The organism is Bowmanella denitrificans (genome assembly GCF_039522935.1).
Lineage (GTDB): Bacteria > Pseudomonadota > Gammaproteobacteria > Enterobacterales > Alteromonadaceae > Bowmanella > Bowmanella denitrificans.
Window position 1 is genome coordinate 39,346 of sequence record NZ_BAAAEI010000031.1, and the last position, 15,605, is coordinate 54,950.

The following is a 15,605-nucleotide window of genomic DNA, read 5'->3' on the forward strand; positions in this document are numbered from 1 at the left end:
ATCACTTTAGAGTCTGGCTCATATGGCGGTCAATGCGCTCTATTCAATCTTTTTGCGCAAAATGCTTATGTTGTCTTGAATCTGTCACTTTTGTCCCTAACCATTAAGACTATGGAAGAGAAAAACCAAGGATTAGCATTGCAAAGTAACACTGAGGTCGGCCCTGCTTTTGCCTTGGTGGCTGAAGGTGGGGGGCAGAAAGGCATCTTTACAGCTGGTGTACTGGATGCATTTTTAGAACAACAATTCTGGCCTTTTGATCTGAAAATTGGCGTCTCTGCCGGCGCGCAGAATCTGGCCGCATTCAGTGCCAGGGCAAGGCAATATGCCAGTCAGGCCATACAGCAACTGACCACTAAGCAGGATTTTTTTCGCCCGGCCAAGTTTTTTATGGGCGGCAATGTTATTGATCTTGACTGGTATTTCCGTCAGGTGCAGGAACAAGGCGAGATGCGTTTTCCAACCGATGTGAGTCATCTGAATGGGGAATCGGGTTTTTATGCTGTTGCCACCGATGCTGCCGACTTTCAGCCGGTCTATCTGCCAACCAATAACAGTAATCTTTTTCATCATCTGAAAGCCTCCAGTGCCATTCCATTTCTGTATCGGCCCGGTGTTTGGCTGGAAGGAAGGCAATTGGTAGATGGCGGAGTGGCAGACCCGCTGCCGGTACGCTGGGCTTATGCTCAGGGAGCCAAACGTATTGTGGTGATTCGCACGGTAGCGGCCGACTACTCAGGGCAGGTACCTTTACTGGAAAGGCTCAAACCCTTGCTGAAGAAGGTGCGTCATTCGCCGAGAATGATGGAAATGTATTTACATTATCAGCGTCAGTATGCTGATGCGTTAGCTTTTATCAATCAGCCACCGGATGGCGTGCAGGTATGGCAAATAGCGCCACCGCAAGAGTTGCGTAGTTTAGTGCTGGGTTCTCCACCGCAGGCCCTTAAACTGGATTATCTGATTGGCCGAAGAGAGGGACAGCGCTTTTTGCGTCAATGGAATAAAGATGAGCGAAGAATGGCGTGATTGGGTTAACACGCCCTATTCAAATCGCATCTGTACATCAGGGACAGTGGAATGCAATACATAAGGCGCCCAGTAATAAGGGCTACGATATCTGGGATGGCGACGAAGGTGACTGCGGGCATCTTTTAATGCTTCGGGCAGAGAGCCCTGCGTAAGCAGGCTCTGATAAAATGCCTGCATAAACAAGGCGGACGCCTTGTCTGCCACCGGCCACAGGGTTGAAACAACGTGTTTGGTGCCCTGAGCCATAAAGCCATGTACCAGTCCAACCATACCTTCCCCAGTTTGGGCTTTACCCATTGCCGTATCACAGCCATTGATGACTACCAATTCATTACTAAACGGATAGCTGAATAATTCAGGTAGCGTAACAAAACCTTCAATTGGTATTCCTGACTGATCCAATGCTGCTAACTGAAAGCCCATATTGTCGGGATTGACGGGATTGAAATAGCCATGGGTGGCAATATGCAGAACTCTTGCGTTGCGTACCTGGGCACTAAAAAGGTTACGACGGTTTGCTTCGGCACCCACATATAAGGTTGCCTTCTGATTGGTGAAAAGCCGGGCAATATCCCGGGCTTCTGTTGCAGTGTAGTGCAACGGGCTGACTCTCTCACTCCAGTTCCGAAACACGGCTTGTTCTGGCGCTGCAGTGCTTGCTGAGGAGAACAGCGGATCGGCGAAGAATGCCATTTCTCCGTTGTCATGTCGCACGGGTCTGGCCTGCAGAATCGTATTGGCAGAAGGAATTCGTGTTAAGGCGAATCGCTCTCCCAGTCTGGTCCCATTCTTTAGCGGCAGTGCAGCAAAAGGTAAGATATGCAAATTAGCATGTGGCACCAGCATCAGCTCAGTAATGTCTTGTTGGTCTGCCAATTCGTCAGGTATCAGCGACGCTAATGCGGTCATCGCACTACTGTGTATTTGCTTAAATTCCACCATTTGGCTGCGGGCCTGGGCAATCAGGGTATTTAGTTGATGCTCAGACAATGCCAGTTGCTGCATGTGCAGGCTGGTCTTGGTGAGGGTGAGTATGACCAAGCGTTGAGGCAATACCAGGTAATATAATATTGCCTGGCGGGGGGAAAGTTTAGCCTGGACTTGCGCCATATCCAGCAACTCGGGAGGTTGTTGAGGTGATTCTCCCAAAACTTGCCCACTATGCAGGGTTTCCAATAAGTAGAAATCCAGCGGCATGGCATGGCTGTTTTGAGCAGCACTGTATCCGGCAAGTTCGCTGGCCTGATTCATATCAGCGTTGCTACTTGGGTAACCTGTCGGCGTTTTTTGCAAGTGCTGACGTAAGCTGACGGCTTTAAATCGCTCAATTAAGTTGAACAGTGCAGAAGCTTTTTCATTGGCTGTTTTGTGCTGCTTAAGTAATAACTGCGCCTGCAGGTTATAGATGCTGTTGGTCTTATGACTCCAGGCCGGGCCGTATCGTTGCGCTTCCAGATGTTGATGTAATTGTTCAACCCCGTTTATGGCCATATTCCCTGCTTCAATGGCTGCCTCTGAATGCCCCTGTTCGGCCAGAATCTGGCTGGATAAGTGCTGCACCTCTATTTCCAGCGTCGCATCCCGGCTGATGGCGGCATCGTGTTGCGCTTGTGCAAGAGTCTCAGTGGCGGATTGCAAATCATTGTTTGCCGCTTGCTGCTTGGCCACTGCCATTTTGAGCCTGGTCGACAGGTCGGCATTGCTTAGCTTGTTCGCCAGTACCTGTATCTGATGCAATTGCTTGACAGCATCCGTGGTGATCAGCCCTAACCTTGCTGTCGCTTCGAGATTGGCATCACTTAGCGCCAATGCCATGGTCAGGCAATCTTGATAAGCATTGGTAGCATCATCCGGCATATTCTGCGCTTCGTGCAATTGCCCGATTCTGCAATGCAGTAATGCCGCTTCAACAGGTTCTGCTTTGTCGATGATGGACAACGCAGCATATAAAAATTGCCGCGCTTTTAAATAATCTCCCAGGTACAAACTAACCGTGCCCAGGTTTCTTAACAGCAACGCTTTAAGTTCTGGTTCATCCCTTTGCTCAATTCTGGACAAGGCCCGGGTATAGTAAACTAGGGCGCTACGCAGACCGCGATGGCGTTCGTGGATTGAGCCAATGTTATTCTCGATATTGGCCAGGTTGCGGTAAAAGCCTGCCTGACGGGCATAATCCGCCGCCTGCAATTCGAACTGTAACGCCTTAGCCATGGCCTTGTTTCTGTCTGATTGGGGCTTTCCCACGGATTTTTGCAGTTCAGCAAAGCTCAGATTACTGTGTACATAAGACAGAATTTTGAAGTCGTCTGGAGCCAGTTGTTGTGCGTTGCTAAGGTATGATTGACCCTCAGTAAGCTGGCCTGTTAACAGAGCTATCAAGCCTTTCAGAGTGAACAGTTCTGCTTTTTCGTTGCGCCTTTGTAGCTTATCGGCTGCGGCAATGGCTTTATCTGTCCATTGTCCTGCTTGTATGAGATCCCCTTTGGCCAGTGCTATGCGAGCTCTAAGTTCAGCCATTTTATGTAGTAATTCAGGGAGTTCCACTAAGGGAGCGTGTTGTAGCCTGGCGGTTGCTTTGTCCAATTGATGGCGGTGCGCATAGGCAAGAAGCAATAGGTGAGTTGCTGAATTTGCAAGTACCGGCGCATCCTGGTGCATCGCAGCAACGCGCTCATACAGTGCTAGCGCTTGTACTCTGGCGGCTGTGTGCTCTTCGGCCCAAAGCTGGCCTGCCTGCGATAACAGTTTGCCAGCCAGATCATTGCCTGGTGGCAGTATGACCTGACTGAAGCGCCAGTCACCTTTGACACTATGCGCAAAACTGGCATAGATGCAGGCTTGAATTTTGGAGCTGGCGGGGGGAAGAAAAAAATACTCAGTGCTGCTGCGGCCACCGGGTTGATCCAGGGTCAGGTCTTGCGTCTGAGTCTGGATATGCAGGGTGATATCCAGGTCTAATTGCTGCCACTGCAAAAGTGTTGGCTGTTGTGAGTGACTGCTGATGTGCTGCTGAGACAATAACGGGCGATGGCCTAAATAGTCCGGACAACCTTGCGCATCTAATGTCAGTGATACAAGCAGCAGAGCGAACAAGCCGCCCTGCCACCATCCATTTTTCAGGGGGTGCACTTCCAATTGCCGAGTTCGCCATCGGACCATAACAAGTAATGATTCATTTTATCCGCGGTAGCATTCCATTCTACAACCTCTGTCATGGAGAGTCCCGGTTGGATTTCAATCGGCGTCGATACCAGTCGCTCGCCGATTAAGAAAAAGCTGGCGGTGGACAGGGCGCTATTGATAGAAGGGTCACTGGACTCCATCTGAATCACCCAGCGGCCAAAACGCTGGACTTTATTCAGGGTAATTTGCGTACCCGCGGCTGGGTAATAAGGTTCTTTGGCGGGGTCTGTGGTATCAGGAAGATCACCCAGGGCGTGAAACTGGCCACAAAACATGTTGAGCTTTTGTTCGAGGGACATAGTTTTCTCCTTTTAAAAGGCCTTATTGTCTGAGTAAGTCGGCAATCCGATAAACGGCTTTATCCAGAAATTGCCCGCTACGGGTCAACCAAGTGAATGTTTCTCTTTCCGTTTCCAGTAAAACGGAGGGATGGCTTTGCAGGCAAAGGGATAACAACACTTCAGCGATGATTAAACTGCCTAACGGTCCCATGCGTACCCCCTGACCAACACTGTCGGCCTCTGCCAGCAGGTAATACCAAAGCGGGGTTTTGTGTGTCAGGCCGTGAGCCGGAAATGTTCTGGCCACCGCATCCATTATCCCCAGCTTCTGACCATTTTCATCACGCAGTATGGCGGGGTTTAACTCCAGGTCGGTTAGTTCGCGAAGGCCGATACGTTCGGCCAGTTGTTCATGCTGTTTGAACAGATGCCGTACCAATGACTGGCCATCCGGCAACCCTAATTCATTACCTCTGAGCAAATTGAGTACGGCCAGGTTAACGTGCAGGTCCTGGGTTTCTGACAGACGCACATCGACAGACGGATCTATGGCCAGAGCAAAATTGAAAAACCGCGGTAAAGTTTGATCTGCGGGTGGGAAGAACAAGTCCCAGTCAATCAAGTAGCTTGCAGGAAGGTAGGGACTGCCCAGCATGCCGCCCTTGCCGGTCATCTGAAACATTTCTTGTAATGTTGCTGCTTTGCCAGAGTTTAATGTGTAGCGGAATCTGACCATGGAGTGGCCAAACCTATAAGCCGCAGCAGAGAACTCTAAAGGGATACGGGGTTCTTCTGCAGCAATGGGATTAAGTAGCCCGGGTTGTTTGTCCAGCAGCAGATGGTGCAGCACCCTGGCATCCATCAAGGTCGGCATAAAATCATAAATGACGGCCTCCTGATAACATCGCACCATGGACTGCCTGGCGTTGTCGTACCAATGCTGAGGTGTACTGCGAGGCTCCAGTTGACGGTAATGCTGAACAAAGCGGTTATGTAACTTAATAAACTTAAGGTGCATCTGTGCGACAATCAGATTCTCATCATTGCGGTCGTCGCCAATCAGGGGGCGTTTGTCTGCGCTGGCTCTGGGTAGATCTGCACCAGCCAGCAGTCGGCCATCGTCTGCTATGGCGTGGCCCAGCAGTAACTCACCGGTACTGCTATTCAGGGGAATTGCGGGGTCTGCAAAACCCAGTCCATATATTGAATCCAGGTCCATTGCCGGGGTGCGCACCTGAATCAGTTGATCAATCGGTAGTTGCGCATCACCCGCTGGTTCGCTGCCACGTTTGAGCCGGGTAATATCATGGTCGACAAACTGGCCGAAGTAGACATAGCCAGCCGCTACTTTTTGCTGTCGTCCTGAAGGCGAAGCCTGTTTCATGGCTTCACCTAATGCAATAAGCACTGCCTTCTGATAGCGGGTAGCAGGCAAGTTAAATAGTGAATAAAACTGGCCGTTGAGTGGTTGTCCATGGGAAAGAGCCAAGATTGTCTCCTTTAAATTTCTGCCAACCCCCAACGCGCGTTAAATTTGCATTTCGCAGCAGAGCTTATTCCACAGTGGACAGGATAAGGTCAAACACCTGTGGTTGCTGATGCGCATCGGGCGTTAACAGTAGCTTATATTCACCGGCCTTCAGTCTTGATACGGGAACAGATAACGTCAGTTCACCGCTATCAGGTTGGGGGGCCAGATGTTCAAATTGGGCAACGGTGCTTTGGGTCGCCATTGCCTTTAACTCGACCTGATAAGCACTATCTGGGCTAACCGGCTGAACAGACAATACCAGCAGGCTCTGACCTGCACGTATTTGAATATGGTTGGCTGCCGTGCTCTGACTGCGGGTTTGCTCCAGGTAAAAAATATTAACATCGGCAAATTGAGTTGGCGTCATGGCATGCCAACTCAGAACACCAATCAGCAAACAACAGGCCAGGGTAACAAGACTGGCCCTGATTGGTGTAGAAAACAACTTACCCAGGCTTATGAAAGGCTTAGCACGCCGCCCTTGAGCAGGCAGTGCCTGAATCATCATTTGATCCAGCGCCAGTTGTTCCACCACATCGGGTTTATCCAATAGCCAGATTTCAAATGCCTGGCTTTCCTGCTCTGATAGCTCGCCTCTTAAATAACGCAAGGCCGTTTCTTGCTGCACTTGCAAGGATTCCATGTCCATTATGCTGTCCTTCCATTGTCTGATGAGTCTGTAATATCCTCCGAAACATCCATGCCAGTTTTGAAGCGGCTTGCAGAGGTGTCAGTCAAAAGGTGTTGGCTGACGGCATTTCCTCCCACTTTGTTTGAAAATAAATCGGGGAGCTGGGCAAAATGTGGTGTGGTGATGGCCAACGCCAATATCAACAGGCCGGGAATTTCCCCACTGGGTACCTTGTTATCCGGGTCCTGCAATTTATGCAATATGACTTGCTTTAGTCTTTGTCTGGCCCGCGACAGGATACGATCAAAATGATCGGCTTCTAATGACAGGCGGGCACAGATGTCCGCCTTACTTTGCTGATGTAAAAAGTAGCTGCGTAAAATATCCCGATCACGTTCAGTCGGCAGACTGTCCATCATTGCAGACACCCAGCCAACAACTTTATCGGCATAAACCTGTTGATACACTTCCATGCCGGGGTCTGGCACGGTGAACAGCCAGTCGGCCGAATCTGTTGCGCGGCGCTTCTCTTTACGAAAATATCCGCTAAGCAGATTGCGCCCAACCTGATGGATAAAGGCTGCCAGGCCAAAGGGATTGTCGATCTCTGCGCGCCTGGCTTTTTCCAGCACAATAACAAAGGTGTCCTGACAAATATCCGCCACCAGTTCAGGATCCTGAGTCTGGCGATGCAATATAAATTGCAACCCCCGCCAGAATCTATGCACCAGTTCTTGTTCAGCCGCTCTGTCACCGTCGGCAATACGTTCCAGTAAACTGGCAAAATCACAAGGGTCTGAGGTGTTATACGACCCTGACGGCGGACTCATAATATACCTCTGTCAGCTAAGCTGAGCGCTCAGGCACTCAGACGACCAGTCACCAAATCCAGCAGGGCCTGCGCTCGTACTTTCATACATACTTTCTGTAGTGGCAGATTATCCCAGCCCGGGTAGGGGAATTTCCTGTCATCTGGTGCAAACGTGGTTTGACCTATTGCCAGACCGTCCGTCACTACACGAATTCGTCCTTGTTCCACTTCGAACAGCGAAGGATCAAGAATATAAGCGATGGTGGATGGGTCATGTACCATACAACCTGCAATACCCAGTGTTTGCTGATAGAAGTCAATGTAGAAGTCGCTTGCCTGACGCAGGAATTCTCCCTGCTTGGGATTGAGCTGAGCGATTTTTTGCATATCGTCATGCTTAAGCAGTACCTGACTGGTGACATCCAGACCAATCATGACCACTGGCCAATTTGCAGTGAAAACCTTATCTGCCGCATGGGGGTCGCCCATAATATTGGCTTCGGCAACGGGGGATACGTTGCCACAATGGCGGGCTGCACCGCCCATTAGCACCACCTCTTTGACAAGGGCGGCCACATCCGGTGCTTTTTCCAGAACACGGGCGATATTAGTCAGGGGACCGAGCGGCACCAATGTCACTTCACCCGGATACTTACGTACCTGCTCAATGATAAAGTCGACGGCATGTTGGGTCTGCGCCTGTTTATCTGATTCAGGCCAGTTGATATTGCCAAATCCATCATCACCATGCACAAAGTCAGCATAAGGGGCAGGAGTTCGGGTGACTGGCACGGCTTCGCCTTTGTAAACCGGTATGTCATAGCCGGCAAACTCTGACAGTATCAGTGCATTGGTGGTGGCCTGCTCTACTGAGACATTGCCGAATACCGTGGTCAGACCCAATACGTTTAATTCTGGAGAGTTGGCCGCCATCACGATAGCCAGGGCGTCATCTACCCCAGGATCCGTGTCGATGATAATTTTTCTGCTCATTGTCATTCCTTACTTTTAAATCTGCGAAGCCTGAGCATCGCAAAGCATTATTATGGTTGTCTGGCCAGGAAATCATCGACTTCCTGACGACTGGGAATAGAGGGGATGGCGCCAGCACGGGTTACCGCCAGTGCGGCAGCAGCACTGGCTCTGGGCAGCGCATCTGATACCGCAAGTCCGGCAGTAAGACTAGCCAGGAAATAGCCGATAAAGGTATCTCCAGCAGCCGTGGTGTCGACAGCATCCACCTTAAACGCATTTACGCTATGGCGCTGGTTGCCCTGACAATAACAGGCGCCCTTTGCTCCTAGAGTGATCAGCAACGCCAGATCTGGCGCTTGCTGCTGCATTCTTTCAATTGCTGTATCCAGATCCGACGCGCCAGTTAAGTCCTGAGCTTCAATCTGGTTAACAATTAATAGATCCAGTTTATCCAACAGACTAAGGGTTAAATCCCGGTCCATTGGCGCCGGGTTAAATGCGACCTGCATACCCTTTTGCCTGGCCAATGTGGCGCTTTCATGCAGCAAGTTGGTTTCATTTTGCATTAGCAACCAATCCTGCTTTTCGGCTGACTGCAACTGGCTGACTATCCAATCCTGCTGTAATGCCCGATTCGCGCCCGCATGCAAAATTATGGCGTTTTCACCCTGATCATCAATCTGAATAAGTGCGTGACCTGTGGCGTGCTGATCCTGTTGGTAGATACCGCCTGTTTCTACGCCCAATTCCTGCAACTTGCTGAGCGCTGAATCGGCGCTGGCAACACAACCGATGTGAGTGACCTGGCCACCGGCTTTGGCAGCGGCCGCTGATTGATTTGCGCCCTTGCCACCAAGGTGCAGTGCATAAGCGCTGGACATCAGGGTTTCGCCTGGACGAACGAAGTGTTCAACTCTGTAGCATTGATCCCAGTTGATGGACCCCAGGTTGTAGATTCTCATGTAAATTGCCCGTATTACTTAGAAACCACAATCTACCAGCGAAAAGTGGCAATACCAACGACTATCGGCACCTAAATGGTGCGATTGCGTGGACAATGTGCAGTCGCCGATAGCAGATAAGAAACCCCTTACCTAAAGTTTAGACCTTTGCTATTGAATGCGATGATTAAACGGCTATGGTGTTGAATACAGTCTTAACAGGAGAGTCAGATGCTGGGAATAATCGACAGGGGCCTAATCAAATCAGCCGGTTTTATTAATGGCCATTGGCACATTGGTGACAAGCAGTTTGTGGTGTCTAATCCGGCTGATGGGCAGGAACTGCTCAAAGTGGCGGATTTGGGCCCTGAAGACGCTGAACTCGCAGTGCAGAGTGCGGCTGAAGCCTTTTCTGCCTGGTCAAAGAAGGCCGCCATGGAACGCAGTCAGTTGCTGCGAAAGTGGTTTGAACTGATGATGCAGCATCAGGACGATTTGGCCCGCTTGCTGACCCTGGAACAAGGCAAGCCCCTGACAGAAGCAAAAGGCGAAATTGCCTACGGTGCGCAATATGTGGAATGGTTTGCCGAGGAAGCCAAGCGCGTTTACGGTGACACCATACCCGCCCCGGGCGCAGATAAGCGTCTGCTGGTCATCAAGCAACCTGTTGGCGTGGTGGCCGCTATCACCCCATGGAATTTCCCCAATGCTATGATTGCCCGTAAAGCTGCCGCCGCCCTGGCTGCGGGTTGCACCTTTGTGGTTAAGCCCGCTTCAGAAACGCCCTTGTCTGCCCTGGCAATGGCCGAATTGGCTCAGCGCGCAGGCATTCCTGCCGGGGTATTTAATGTGGTGCCAGGCAAAGACGCCAAGGCGATAGGCAAGGTACTGACCGAACATCCGCTGGTGCGTAAGTTCAGCTTTACCGGCTCGACAGCCATTGGCAAATTATTGATAGCACAATGTGCCAGCACCGTTAAACGGGTGTCTATGGAGCTGGGTGGCAACGCGCCTTTTCTGGTATTTGACGATGCCGATCTGGATGCTGCTGTGCAAGGCTTACTGGTGTCGAAGTTTCGCAATGCCGGGCAAACCTGTGTCTGTGCAAATCGGGTTTTTGTGCAACAAAGCGTCTATACGGAATTTTGCCACAAGCTGTTGAAAGCCGTTGAAGGTTTAAGAGCCGGCAATGGTTTGGCAGAGGGTGTCAATATCGGCCCGCTGATTTCCCAGCAAGCGGTGGATAAAGTCGATGAACTGATAAAGCAGTCGGTTCAGCAAGGTGCGCAGGTAAAAGTGGGTGGACAACTGCACCAGAGTGGTGGTTGGTTGTATCAGCCTACTGTGTTGACCGGGGTAAGCAACCAAATGCCGGTGGCCCGTGAGGAAATTTTTGGTCCGGTGGCGCCCCTGATCCCCTTCGAAGACGAACAACAGGCGCTGCAAATGGCAAATGATACAGACTTTGGTCTGGCTGCTTATTTTTATGCCAGGGATATTGGGCGTATTTGGCGGGTTGCTGAAGGACTGGAGTATGGCATGGTCGGCATAAACGAAGGAGCAATATCCAACCCTGCAGCGCCTTTTGGTGGCGTGAAGCAATCCGGTAACGGCCGGGAGGGCTCTAAATACGGCCTGGATGATTATCTGGAAGTTAAATATCTTTGTATGGGTGGAGTTTAGAACCAATAAAAACTATTGCTTTTATAAGTGTTGTTGATAGTAGTTCTCGTTACATTTACCATTAAGCCTGTGTTTGTTGATTTGGCATTGGATAGATGGCGAGAATTTCCAACCGTTTCTGGTTCCAACTGCATGGCTGGTTCGCTTTACCAGTATGGCTGCTATTCAGTTTTATCTGTCTGAGCGGCACTATCGCGGTGCTTAGCCATGAGTTAACCTGGTTAACCAACCCGGCGGCCCGTGCCGATAATCCGCATAAGTTACCGGCTAAACCTGTTGCAGAACTGGTGCAGACGGTACAGCAGGCGCATCCCACTGCGGCAGTGGGAGCGGTGATGGTATTTGAACCCTATCTGGTAAATGCGGTGGTTTTCACCGACGCAGACAAGCCCCAGGCCATTGCCTACGTCAATCAATACAGTGGCGAAATTCAGGCGGTGGAACAAGGGCTGACCTTTATCGGCTTTATGCGCGCCCTGCATGGCTGGCTGCTATTTCCCTGGCATGGCAGTTACAGCATAGGCTATTACCTGGTTAGCCTGATGTCTGTGATGATGCTGGGCTCGCTGATTACCGGTCTTATTGTTTACAAGCATTTCTGGCAGGCCTTTACCCGGCCGAAAATACGCACCCATCAGGGCCTGCGTACTCTGCTGGCTGACCTGCATCGTTTAGCCGGCGTCTGGTCTATCTGGTTTTTACTGATAATGAGCCTGACCGGGCTTTGGTATTTAGTACAAGCGATATTCTGGCACGCGGATATCGATATTGAACCCCATGCGCCGCTGGTGGCAGCGTCTCAGTTACCCAGCCAGCTTGACTCAAAGCCCACCCCACCCATTGACTTTCAACAGGCGATGGACAAGGCCAAACAGTTGTACCCACAATTCGCCCCCGCCTACTTGCATTTGCCCGAGCACAATCGTGATATGTATCAATTGATGGGTGGTGGCGATCATATTTTCTATGATCAGTATGCTTACCAGGTCAGCGTTAATCCCTGGACCGGGGAAGTGGCTGACAGCCGCTCACCTGCTGATATGAATACTCTTCAGGTTATCAGCCATATTGCCGACCCTCTGCACTACGGTACCCTTGGCGGGCTGTGGACCAAGATCCTGTGGTTTGTATTTGGTTTAGTTTTAAGCGGCATGTCGATTACCGGCTTTATGATGTGGGGACGTCGCACCTTAAAAGGTGCCAGTAAGTCCAGGGCTCAGGTGGTACAGGCAGAGTTGGGAGAGACCGTCTGATGGCAAGGCTGAAAAACACCTTCTGGCAACGCAATAAATATAAATTAAGTGGTCTGATTCTGGTGCTCCCTTTCTGGTTTCTATATCAGAGCCTGAATCCGGAATTTCCACCTGCATTGGAAAGTCGTCAGGCGGGTCCTTTTTTGGTGACCCCTATGCCTTTTGATCACAAGCCACCTTATCAACATCACGATGAGTTTGTTAAAGACTTCCTGCTGACATTTAACCAGGGGGATATCGCCGATATTCGCCAGGCTTATCTGAATATTGGGCCAAGCCCGCTACCTTTAGCCACACTCCAGCAAGGTGAGTCCGGTATATTGCATGGCAGCCGCCATGGTCAGCATGTACATGCCATCGCCAAGCCAAAGTTAGCAGCAGAGGATCGCATCTGGCTGGTAATCGAAGACTGGCAGGGCAATCAGTACCAAGCGCAGTGGCCAGTGCCGACAGCGCTTTTTCTGCCATAGCATAGGTTGTCAGCAATAGGGTAAACTCCCGGTTTTTTTGCAAGAGACTACCAATGTCAGACGCTGTGTTAGCGGCAGAAGCAACGCCATCTGTACAACATATTAAGCTGGATTATGCCCAGGTTCGTCAGACCATGCAGGATGGCGACATATTGCTATTTGGCGGGACCAACGCCTTTTCTCGTTTAATCCGCTGGGCCTGCAAATCAGACTATTCACATGCAGGTATTGTGGCCTGGTGGGGCGAGCGACTGATGGTACTGGAAGCTAAGGGGCCGGGCGTAGTGGCCAGCCCGATCTCAGACAATCTCTGTCACTATGCTGGCAATATTGATTATTTCAGACTCAGGCCGGAACAAGCTCTGGACCCTGCTGCACGCAAGAAAATGCTGGATTTCGCTTTGTTACAGCTGGGTAAGAAATACAACTTCTGGCAACTGGTACCCTTCTTTTTCAGGCTGGTGTTGAACAAGCTGCACAAATACCGTGGCTGGCAAGATCACGATATTGCCAGCGCCTACTTTTGTTCTGAGTATGTTTCCGCCATCTATAGCAGAGCGGGTCGTGACTTGGATATTCTGTACCCTAATCATTTCACCTCGCCCCAGGCCATTGCGCAGTCCACACTACTGGAAAAAGTAGGGCGGCTGCGTTAACTATCTACTTGCTGGCGGCTCCCTGATAACCCCAACGGGCCATTAATTGCTGGTCGATATCAAGGTGGTCAAGGATACGGGCCACCACAAAATCCACCAGATCCTGGATGGATTGCGGTTGGTGATAAAAGCCCGGGCTGGCCGGCATAATGGTGGCGCCAAGATTTGACAACTTCAGCATGTTTTCCAGATGCAGGCTGGACAAGGGCATTTCTCTTGGCACCAGCAGCAGTTGCCCTCTTTCTTTAAGCACGACGTCCGCCGCCCGCTCAATCAGATTGTCGCTGGCACCCACCGCAATAGCAGACAAAGTGCCAGTAGAGCAGGGGCATACCACCATTTGCTTCGGAGCCGCAGAGCCCGAGGCCACGGGTGAGAACCATTCATCCTTGCCAAATACCCTGATTTGCTCTGGTTGGGCCTGATAACGCTCAATCAGCCAGGCGGCTGCTGCATCTGGCTTGGCCGGGATTTGCAGATTCTCTTCGGTGGCCAGTACCACTTTGGCCGCTGAGGAAATCAGTACAAATACCTGGCAATTAGCTCTTACCAGCAATTCCAGCAGGCGCAAGGCATAGGGCGCTCCCGAAGCACCGGTAATGGCCAGGGTAATCTGTCGGTCAAAGGCCATGCTGGTTCTCCAATGCATTGAGTAGTTTCTGATGCAGGCCGCCAAAACCGCCGTTACTCATCACCAGAATGTGGTCGCCGGGTTTGGCTTCGCGAATGACGGCTTGTTGCAATGCGTCCATATCGCGATACACCTGACTGGGTACGGTGCTGGCCTGGCAACTTTGCTGTAAGGACCAGCGAAGTCCCTCAGGTTCAAATATAAAGGCGCTGTCTGCCTGTTGCCAGGCGTTTGCCAGTTGGTCTTTAAAGATGCCCTGTTTCATGGTGTTGGAACGGGGCTCCAGCACCGCCAGAATGCGGGCGTTGCCCACCTTGGCGCGCAGTCCGGCAATGGTCAGGGCGATGGCGGTGGGGTGATGCGCGAAGTCATCATATAAGGTGATATCCGCTACCTTGCCTTTGACTTCCATACGACGTTTTACGTTTTTAAAGCTGTTCAATGCCTCTATGGCTAATGCAGGTTGCACCCCAGCATGACGCGCCGCAGCCACAGCCATCAGAGCATTGTGGCGATTGTGTTCGCCCTGCAGTTGCCAGTCTATGCGGCCCTGTTTGATGTCATTCAGCAGAATGTCAAAGCTACTGCCATCGGCCGAAACCTTGGCTAATTGCCACTCTTTACCGGTACGCTGTATGGGGGTCCAGCAGCCCATCCGTAATGTATTTTCAACATTGTCATCAACGGCAGGAGAGATCACCAGACCATTACCCGGCACCATACGCAGTAAATGATGAAATTGCTTCTGAATGGCGGCCAGATTGTCAAAGATATCGGCGTGATCAAATTCCAGATTATTAATAATCAGGGTGCGCGGGCGGTAATGCACAAACTTAGAGCGTTTATCGAAAAAGGCGCTGTCGTATTCATCGGCCTCAATGACAAAAAAAGGTGAGTCGCCCAGGCGGGCTGAGATACCAAAGTTTTCCGGTACACCGCCAATCAGAAAACCGGGATTAAGCCCGGCATGCTCCAAAATCCAGGCCAGCATACTGGCTGTGGTGGTTTTACCATGGGTACCGGACACGGCAAGCACCCAACGGTCTTTGAGCAGATTCTCCAGCAGCCATTGCGGGCCGCTGGTATAGGGCAGATTGCGATCCAGCACATATTCTACAGCCGGGTTGCCGCGGCTCATGGCATTACCTATGACTACCAGATCGGGTGCCGGGTTTAATTGCTTAGGGTCATAACCTTGCGTAAGACTAATACCCAACTGTTCAAGCTGAGTGCTCATGGGAGGATAAACATTGGCATCGGAGCCGGTTACGCGATGGCCGAGTGCTTTGGCCAGCGCGGCGATCCCGCCCATAAAGGTGCCGCAAATGCCGAGAATATGTATATGCATAATTAACAGGTCAATTCTAATCTGCGCCAAGCCTATCAGAAACTTCGACTTTGAATAATACCTGTGACCATGCCCGGCGACATCTGTGGTCAAACTGGTTACAATAAAAGAACAAAAATAAAAACAAAGCCCTACGGCTTAGATCCATGGGCAGTCCCTACATCAATAAAAATTCTCTA

At 50.9% G+C, this 15,605-nt stretch carries 14 protein-coding genes; 5 read left to right on the forward strand and 9 right to left on the reverse strand.

Features of this window, described 5'->3' with window-relative positions:
• Nucleotides 1-138: 138 nt before the first annotated feature.
• Nucleotides 139-1,029, forward strand: a complete 891-nt coding sequence (locus ABD028_RS21430) for a patatin-like phospholipase family protein (protein ID WP_343847412.1) — start codon at nt 139-141, stop codon at nt 1,027-1,029.
• Between the two features lie 15 nt (nt 1,030-1,044).
• Here the strand turns inward: ABD028_RS21430 and ABD028_RS21435 are convergent, their stop codons facing one another.
• The 7 genes from ABD028_RS21435 to ABD028_RS21465 form a co-directional block, all read right to left on the reverse strand.
• Entirely contained in the window at nt 1,045-4,161 is a 3,117-nt protein-coding gene (locus ABD028_RS21435) for a CHAT domain-containing protein (protein WP_343847413.1), read from the reverse strand.
• Nucleotides 4,149-4,514, reverse strand: coding sequence for a hypothetical protein (locus ABD028_RS21440; protein WP_343847414.1), 366 nt, complete (start codon nt 4,512-4,514; stop codon nt 4,149-4,151). The genes ABD028_RS21435 and ABD028_RS21440 overlap by 13 nt, the downstream gene beginning before the upstream one ends.
• A gap of 22 nt (nt 4,515-4,536) precedes the next feature.
• On the reverse strand, nt 4,537-5,985 hold the full coding sequence (locus tag ABD028_RS21445) for a peroxidase family protein (protein WP_343847415.1): 1,449 nt from the start codon (nt 5,983-5,985) through the stop codon (nt 4,537-4,539).
• Nucleotides 5,986-6,049: 64 nt separating this feature from the next.
• Nucleotides 6,050-6,676 carry a hypothetical protein gene (locus ABD028_RS21450; RefSeq protein WP_343847416.1) on the reverse strand — a complete coding sequence of 209 codons (627 nt, stop codon included), beginning with the start codon at nt 6,674-6,676 and terminating at the stop codon, nt 6,050-6,052.
• A complete protein-coding gene (locus ABD028_RS21455) occupies nt 6,676-7,488 on the reverse strand; it encodes an RNA polymerase sigma factor (RefSeq protein ID WP_343847417.1) in 813 nt (270 codons plus the stop codon). Before ABD028_RS21455 ends, ABD028_RS21450 begins: the two co-directional genes overlap by 1 nt.
• A 29-nt stretch (nt 7,489-7,517) precedes the next feature.
• Nucleotides 7,518-8,462: a nucleoside hydrolase gene (locus ABD028_RS21460; RefSeq protein ID WP_343847418.1), complete on the reverse strand. Its 945-nt coding sequence runs from the start codon at nt 8,460-8,462 to the stop codon at nt 7,518-7,520.
• A gap of 50 nt (nt 8,463-8,512) precedes the next feature.
• Entirely contained in the window at nt 8,513-9,406 is an 894-nt protein-coding gene (locus ABD028_RS21465; RefSeq protein ID WP_343847419.1) for a ribokinase, read from the reverse strand.
• A gap of 210 nt (nt 9,407-9,616) precedes the next feature.
• On the opposite strand from ABD028_RS21465, the gene ABD028_RS21470 reads away from it, so the two are divergent.
• The 4 genes from ABD028_RS21470 to ABD028_RS21485 all read left to right on the forward strand — a co-directional run bounded on the left by ABD028_RS21470 (nt 9,617) and on the right by ABD028_RS21485 (nt 13,447).
• On the forward strand, nt 9,617-11,068 hold the full coding sequence (locus tag ABD028_RS21470) for an NAD-dependent succinate-semialdehyde dehydrogenase (RefSeq protein ID WP_343847420.1): 1,452 nt from the start codon (nt 9,617-9,619) through the stop codon (nt 11,066-11,068).
• Nucleotides 11,069-11,163: 95 nt separating this feature from the next.
• A complete protein-coding gene (locus ABD028_RS21475; RefSeq protein WP_343847421.1) occupies nt 11,164-12,321 on the forward strand; it encodes a PepSY-associated TM helix domain-containing protein in 1,158 nt (385 codons plus the stop codon).
• Nucleotides 12,321-12,791 carry a hypothetical protein gene (locus ABD028_RS21480; RefSeq protein WP_343847422.1) on the forward strand — a complete coding sequence of 157 codons (471 nt, stop codon included), beginning with the start codon at nt 12,321-12,323 and terminating at the stop codon, nt 12,789-12,791. Before ABD028_RS21475 ends, ABD028_RS21480 begins: the two co-directional genes overlap by 1 nt.
• A gap of 53 nt (nt 12,792-12,844) precedes the next feature.
• On the forward strand, nt 12,845-13,447 hold the full coding sequence (locus ABD028_RS21485) for a YiiX/YebB-like N1pC/P60 family cysteine hydrolase (RefSeq protein ID WP_343847423.1): 603 nt from the start codon (nt 12,845-12,847) through the stop codon (nt 13,445-13,447).
• Between the two features lie 4 nt (nt 13,448-13,451).
• On the opposite strand, the gene ABD028_RS21490 is transcribed toward ABD028_RS21485, so the two are convergent.
• Nucleotides 13,452-14,078, reverse strand: a complete 627-nt coding sequence (locus ABD028_RS21490) for a flavin prenyltransferase UbiX (protein ID WP_343847424.1) — start codon at nt 14,076-14,078, stop codon at nt 13,452-13,454.
• Complete coding sequence (gene mpl, locus ABD028_RS21495; RefSeq protein ID WP_343847425.1) at nt 14,068-15,426, reverse strand: UDP-N-acetylmuramate:L-alanyl-gamma-D-glutamyl-meso-diaminopimelate ligase; 1,359 nt, start codon at nt 15,424-15,426, stop codon at nt 14,068-14,070. Before mpl ends, ABD028_RS21490 begins: the two co-directional genes overlap by 11 nt.
• Between the last annotated feature and the right edge of the window lie 179 nt (nt 15,427-15,605).

Bases quoted from the DNA above. Each gene is read 5' to 3' on its own strand.
- ABD028_RS21460 (WP_343847418.1), bottom strand. From the start codon at position 8,462: ATGAGCAGAAAAATTATCATCGACACGGATCCTGGGGTAGATGACGCC.
- ABD028_RS21440 (WP_343847414.1), bottom strand. From the start codon at position 4,514: ATGTCCCTCGAACAAAAGCTCAACATGTTTTGTGGCCAGTTTCACGCC.
- mpl (WP_343847425.1), bottom strand. From the start codon at position 15,426: ATGCATATACATATTCTCGGCATTTGCGGCACCTTTATGGGCGGGATC.
- ABD028_RS21480 (WP_343847422.1), top strand. From the start codon at position 12,321: ATGGCAAGGCTGAAAAACACCTTCTGGCAACGCAATAAATATAAATTA.
- ABD028_RS21455 (WP_343847417.1), bottom strand. From the start codon at position 7,488: ATGAGTCCGCCGTCAGGGTCGTATAACACCTCAGACCCTTGTGATTTT.
- ABD028_RS21450 (WP_343847416.1), bottom strand. From the start codon at position 6,676: ATGGACATGGAATCCTTGCAAGTGCAGCAAGAAACGGCCTTGCGTTAT.
- ABD028_RS21485 (WP_343847423.1), top strand. From the start codon at position 12,845: ATGTCAGACGCTGTGTTAGCGGCAGAAGCAACGCCATCTGTACAACAT.
- ABD028_RS21470 (WP_343847420.1), top strand. From the start codon at position 9,617: ATGCTGGGAATAATCGACAGGGGCCTAATCAAATCAGCCGGTTTTATT.
- ABD028_RS21475 (WP_343847421.1), top strand. From the start codon at position 11,164: ATGGCGAGAATTTCCAACCGTTTCTGGTTCCAACTGCATGGCTGGTTC.
- ABD028_RS21490 (WP_343847424.1), bottom strand. From the start codon at position 14,078: ATGGCCTTTGACCGACAGATTACCCTGGCCATTACCGGTGCTTCGGGA.
- ABD028_RS21465 (WP_343847419.1), bottom strand. From the start codon at position 9,406: ATGAGAATCTACAACCTGGGGTCCATCAACTGGGATCAATGCTACAGA.